6 protein-coding genes and 1 pseudogene are annotated in these 5,672 nt (G+C 38.6%); 3 read left to right on the top strand and 4 right to left on the bottom strand.

Going from position 1 to position 5,672, the window contains the following annotated elements; genetic code table 11:
- Nucleotides 1-13: 13 nt before the first annotated feature.
- The 4 genes and pseudogenes from topA to F6K22_RS29580 all read right to left on the bottom strand — a co-directional run.
- Nucleotides 14-1,201: pseudogene (gene topA, locus F6K22_RS29565) on the bottom strand (type I DNA topoisomerase); the annotation flags it as partial.
- A gap of 572 nt (nt 1,202-1,773) precedes the next feature.
- A complete protein-coding gene (locus F6K22_RS29570; RefSeq protein ID WP_293106361.1) occupies nt 1,774-2,028 on the bottom strand; it encodes a hypothetical protein in 255 nt (84 codons plus the stop codon).
- A gap of 85 nt (nt 2,029-2,113) precedes the next feature.
- Nucleotides 2,114-2,776 carry an RRXRR domain-containing protein gene (locus tag F6K22_RS29575; RefSeq protein ID WP_293106364.1) on the bottom strand — a complete coding sequence of 221 codons (663 nt, stop codon included), beginning with the start codon at nt 2,774-2,776 and terminating at the stop codon, nt 2,114-2,116.
- Nucleotides 2,685-2,951, bottom strand: a complete 267-nt coding sequence (locus F6K22_RS29580; protein WP_293106367.1) for an RRXRR domain-containing protein — start codon at nt 2,949-2,951, stop codon at nt 2,685-2,687. The genes F6K22_RS29575 and F6K22_RS29580 overlap by 92 nt, the downstream gene beginning before the upstream one ends.
- Here F6K22_RS29580 and F6K22_RS29585 point away from each other — a divergent pair.
- The 3 genes from F6K22_RS29585 to psb32 all read left to right on the top strand — a co-directional run.
- Nucleotides 2,950-3,177: a hypothetical protein gene (locus tag F6K22_RS29585; protein ID WP_293106369.1), complete on the top strand. Its 228-nt coding sequence runs from the start codon at nt 2,950-2,952 to the stop codon at nt 3,175-3,177. The two genes, F6K22_RS29580 and F6K22_RS29585, sit on opposite strands and share 2 nt — an antisense overlap.
- Nucleotides 3,178-3,904: 727 nt before the next feature.
- Complete coding sequence (locus tag F6K22_RS29590; protein WP_293106372.1) at nt 3,905-4,606, top strand: TIGR00266 family protein; 702 nt, start codon at nt 3,905-3,907, stop codon at nt 4,604-4,606.
- A 474-nt stretch (nt 4,607-5,080) separates the two neighbouring features.
- The coding region (gene psb32 / locus F6K22_RS29595) for a photosystem II repair protein Psb32 (RefSeq protein ID WP_293106374.1) at nt 5,081-5,672 on the top strand (592 nt) is incomplete at its 3' end.

Genomic DNA, 5,672 nt, shown 5'->3' on the forward strand with positions numbered 1-5,672 from the left:
CCGTCCGTTGCTAGATTGAGTCATAAAGAGCAAGTTCGTGATCGTTCATTCCTGTTGTCTGGGGAGTACGGAAAGTTTGACCCGCAGGACGAATAGCTTCGTGAGCCTCCTGAGCACCCTTACTTTTAGTAGTATATTGTCTAGGTTGAGGACTCAAATATTCCGTACCATACATTTTTTCCACACAACTCCGAGCAGCAGCGATCGCCTCATCGGACAAATGAACCGAGTCTGTCCGCATATAGGTAATAAAACCTTGTTCGTATAAATTTTGAGCAGTCCGCATAGTCTGTTTAGCACCCATGCGTAATTTGCGGTTAGCTTCCTGTTGTAAAGTTGAAGTCGTAAAAGGAGGAGAAGGTTTACGTTTAACCGCTCGTTCTTCAACACTATTAACCACCCAAGGTTTATCCTCAATCCTTTCCTTCAGAGCTTCAGCTTGAGCCTCATCCAACAAAACAACATTACGACCCTCAGCTATCTTACCCGTATTTTCATCAAAGTCACTACCCGTAGCAACTTTTGTGCCTCCAAGAGTAACAAGCTTAGAATCAAAAGGAGTTTTGTCCTGCTCTAAAGTAGCCTTTAAGTCCCAATAACCTCCCTGTTTAAAAGCCTGACGTTGACGTTCTCGGGTCACCAAAAGTCTAACTGCAACAGATTGTACCCTACCAGCAGAAAGACCCCAAGCAATTTTTTTCCACAATACAGGAGAGAGAGTATAACCATAGAGTCGGTCTAAAATCCGCCGAGTTTCTTGCGCCCTAACTAACTGCTCGTCTATATTTCGACAATTTTCAATTGCCTTACGGATAGCTTCGGGAGTAATTTCATGGAATACCATCCGCTTAGTAGGAACTTTTGGCTTTAGTAGTTGCAATAAATGCCAACTTATGCTTTCCCCTTCTCGGTCTTCATCCGTAGCCAATACTAATTCATCAACTCCTTTCAGAGCATCTTTAAGTTCCTTAACAGTTTTCTTTTTATCTTTAGGGACAACATAGATAGGTTCAAATTCTGATTCTACATTTACGCCTAGATGTGCCCACTTTTCTCCTTTGTATTTTTCTGGTATTTCCTCAGCAGAAGGTGGTAGGTCACGCACATGACCCATGGATGCCTCCACACGGTAGTCCGAGGGTAGATAGTTACGAATAGTGCGGGCTTTAGTAGGAGATTCAACAATAACAAGAGTTGACATGAGACCTTATATTGGGATATTAAGAACTGGGATTTTTGTATACTAGTATGCACCTATGAGCAATGAGGCCAAGGGGGAGGGTTTGATTTTTTGTTTTGGTTTAGCTTTACAGGATAGATTTTTTTGTTCCACGCTATCTTAATTTTTTGTTTCTGCCAAAATCTATGTTTAATGGACATCAATTTTTCAGCTATCCTTATTAAAATTTGCTAGCATAATCAATCTTTAATGTCAATAGTATGGAGATGTTGTTGCTCAAATCAAAATCTAGGGTAAGCATTCAGCCGTCAGCATTCAGCTAGCCTCCAGGGTCGGAACTTCGCTCTTCAGCTATGAGTTATCAACTTATTATCACACTCTCTGGAGGAATTAGTCGCCTTACGAAAATTCAATCAGGACTTACGCAGGGGTACTATATATAGAGTGCAAAAACTATAACGCTATAGTTTTTCACACTACATACATGGTAGGCGTGCGTAAGTCCTATCAAGAAAAGTAATCAAGAGCCTGGAATCCCCGTAACTTTAGTTCGGGTCCGAAAGGCGAACTCAGGTTAAAACCTGAGTGAACTATTAAACAGCGCAAAGTTTATTTGAGCGACGAATTAGTTTAACTTTTTTGGGAGAAAACTGACCAATCCGCTTCCAATTGTGGTCATAAACGCTAATGTTTTTTGCTTTAGCATTAGTAAAACCTCCAACCCAACCGATGTAGATTTTTCCTGCTTTTTTAGCCATAACCTTATCGCCATAACGGACATTAAAAGGTGTAATTGTCCCGCCTTTACGTTTACGGATGCCGCCTTTTTCAGCATTGTCAAAGTGCAAAGCACGGCGAAAGTAAGCAGGTCTGGTTATTACTCGAAAGACAGATGAAGTTATGTTAACGGAACCTTTCCAACCCCAAATATCACTATTTTTGCGCTTGAGTTACGCCATGACGAACAAATTCTGAAGCTCCTAAAGCAATACCATCTACTGCATGGGATTCTGGCACTTGAGCTTTCTTGTCTTTGATTTTTTTTAATCCTAAATATCTACGGATTTGGCTAGTTCCGTTATTATTTTTCTGCAAGCCTAAGACAGTTTTAACTGGTGCAATAGATTTAAGCTTTTCTACACAAAAATTCTGCCCAACCACTACAGGAGAAAAACCTTTACCAGAACGTGCCCCTTTACGACCGGTAGTTAAATCGACATCGGCTTTAACCAATTCGTAAACAATCTTGTTAATAGGAAAAACCTTGGAAAGTTCAGTAATAACTCTAATTTCCATCTCCCTTGATGCTCGGATGGATGGAGCTAACTTACCTTTTTTAGTGCGATTATCGAATCGTTTTTGGCGATGAGCGCGTAGGTTAAAAGGTACTTTTCGGTTAATTCTTCGCCCCCGTCGCGCCCGACGTTGTAATGCTCGACCTCTGACATTTTTAATTATTTTGCCTTGCTTAATAACAGCAGAGCCAAGCCGTTCTTTAACCCGCTCAAAAGGCTTGCGCCAAATGGGCTGTAAAAAGGGTGAACTTAGCAGATTGAACCGCGATTCCCGTATAGTTTTTGCCAGGGTCGCAGCCAACTGCTATTTTCTGAGTTTTACGACCTGATGGTTTAGCTACCAACCGAACATAATACAAACCTGCATCATTCCAGTGGGAAGTTGCTTTTCCTTCCTTGACCCAATCGCGTGCCCGCGATGCTTTTGTCGGCATAGCAGGGGAACCATCTGGATTTTGAACTGGTACTCTAATCATGGAGATAATCCTATTAGAAATAGTTGTGAGTCCCCAAGACCACCAAAAACGTTGTGTCTCGCAATTACGCGATGCTCCGGCCCAAGGAAGCCAACAAATAGTCCGGGCCAGGGAAATACCCGGAAGTGTTATCGCTTTTGGCTCGTGGTCTAGCCAACTCTTAGTTAGAGGTTTGGCCCTCCAAGCTGGGTGGCTTCAGCCCGCAGAAGTTGACTGTTATAAATAAAAAGGTCACATGACCGCTAACCGAAGTAAAGTCCTGTATGTTTAAAAGCTGAATGCTGAATGCGAGCTAGCTGAATGCTGACAATCTAGGAATACATCCACTTAAGTTTTGACTTGAGTATGACTACTTGAACTATTTATGGCTTGCCGATTAAATATCAAAGCATTGATAGATAAAGGCTAATGCCTTTTTGAGGTCGAAAAAACTGCCTGGTTTTCAGCTCAAACCGCTCAAAAAGTTAGGATTTTCGGCCGAAAATAGCAGAAAAATCCAGTCACTCTCATATCCGACTAACTTCTCTATCAATTACTCTCTCCTCCTAAATACTCTCTACTCCCCCACTCCTTAAAAAAGACTTTTTCAGCCAACCCTATTTATAGTCTCCACTTCTCTTTTTTCGATTATCTTTATCTTTAACTTGATTAAAAATTCCCAAGCATTTTATTCACATAAAAATTTCAACTATCTATCTAAAACCTAAATTTTGCAGTTGTAATATTATGTCGGGATAATTAGTGATAGAACTCCGTTCCGCTTAGGTGAAAAAAACTTTCTCCTTGTTATACCTTTTTTTTTCTTCCTATTTCCTCCTGAATCGGGTAACTACTAACTTATCACTAATTATTTATAACTGTTTAACTGAATATGGTATAAATTATGGTTTGTAAACCATACAAGTTTAGTGTATTGTTTAGTCAATAATCTCATAATATTAAGGATATTTATTATGGCTGTTGATATTATCGACTATGAAATCAAAGGAGAATCTCTACAATTAGTAGAAATAGAACTTGACCCTGAAGAAGGAGTTAGAGCAGAAGCAGGAGCAATGACCTATATGGAACAAGGCATTGAAATGCAAACTACTACTGGTGGTGGTGCTTGGAAAGGTTTTAAGCGAATGTTGACTGGAGAAAGTTTTATGATTACCACTTTTTTCAATCAAGGTAGAAGTAAAGCTAGAGTTGCTTTTGCTGCTCCCTATCCAGGGCAAGTTATTCCTTTAAATTTAACTGAATTAGGTGGGGAATTTTTGTGCCAATCTAGTTCTTTTCTTTGTGCTGCTAATGGTATTGATATTGAAATTGCTTTTACTAAAAAAGTAGGTGCTGGTTTTTTCGGTGGAGAAGGTTTTATCCTGCAAAAATTACAGGGAAATGGTTTAGCTTTTGTTCATGCTGGTGGTACGATTATAGAAAAAAATTTAGCTGAAGGAGAAGAATTACGGGTAGAAACTGGTGCAGTTGTTGGTTTTTCTACCTCGATAAAATATGAGATTGAAATGGTAGGTGGTTTGAAGAATATTGTATTTGGTGGAGAGGGTTTATTTTTAACTAAACTAATAGGTCCTGGTTTAGTATATATACAAAGTTTACCTCTTTCAACTCTGGCACGAAAAATTGTTGCTGCTGCTCCTGTCAGCAGTTAATTCCTTGAAATTATCAATTAAATATCTTTTCAGCTAGGAAAAATAGTTTTTATATAACAAAATTAACTACTATTGAAACTAAGGTTCAATTATATGAATGAAATACATTACTTTTTGCTACTTATGATTGAATAAGGAGATTTATTAAGTAGCATAATTTTTTGTGTTTCTATTATACCAGTTTCAAAATTTGGTAGTGGTTTACAAGTAGTGATTTTGGAATTTTTACCCCTTACTGTGAAAGGATTTTACTTAGAAATATCACTACATCTACAGGACTACCCAAAATTTAATAGTCAGTAGTAACTAGCTATAAGTTAGAGGAAACAAAGGTATTAAGTAATAAAGCGGAATATACTCCCTCGATCAGTTATGATGAAAATTCAGTAGTTAAGTTTCATTGGGAAGCTCTGCAAAACGGCTATTTGAAAAAAAATAAGATTGTTTGAGTAATTCCCCATTACTTAGAAATATATGACCGTACAAATATTCAACAAAACCTTAAATCTTCAAAATCTCCAAACTCTAATAGTATCTCTACTATTATTAATTGTGGCCACTATTGTGCCAGTATCATCTGCATCCGCAACAGGAGTTTATCAAATGCCCAATTTAACGGCAGGCGATGGCACATTTATTGTTGATGATGCAGATGTTCTTAGTCGGGTGACTAAGAGTAAACTGAAAAATTCTTTAGAAAATTTGGCCAATACTACAGGAAATGAAGTTAGATTTGTGACTATCCGTCGTCTAGACTATGGCGAGACGGCAGATAGTTTTACTGAAAAACTATTTGAAAAATGGTTCCCCACTCCAGAAGCAAAAGCTAATCAAACTTTATTGGTACTCGATACTCTCACGAATAATGATGCAATTCGTATCGGTGATGCAGTTAAAGAAATTATGTCTGATGAAATTACTCAGAGTGTAGTAGACGAAACTATTCAAGTACCTGTTAGAGATGGGAACAAATATAATGAAGCTTTTTTAGCAGCTAGCGATCGCCTGACTGCTGTATTATCTGGAGAAGCTGACCCTGGTCCACCGGAAGTTAAGGATGAGCTTT

This window comes from Okeania sp. SIO2F4, assembly GCF_010672385.1.
Lineage (GTDB): Bacteria > Cyanobacteriota > Cyanobacteriia > Cyanobacteriales > Microcoleaceae > Trichodesmium.

Excerpts from the sequence above, each read along its gene's own strand:
- F6K22_RS29585 (WP_293106369.1), top strand. The coding sequence starts at position 2,950 with ATGGAGATAATCCTATTAGAAATAGTTGTGAGTCCCCAAGACCACCAA.
- F6K22_RS29580 (WP_293106367.1), bottom strand. The coding sequence starts at position 2,951 with ATGATTAGAGTACCAGTTCAAAATCCAGATGGTTCCCCTGCTATGCCG.
- F6K22_RS29590 (WP_293106372.1), top strand. The coding sequence starts at position 3,905 with ATGGCTGTTGATATTATCGACTATGAAATCAAAGGAGAATCTCTACAA.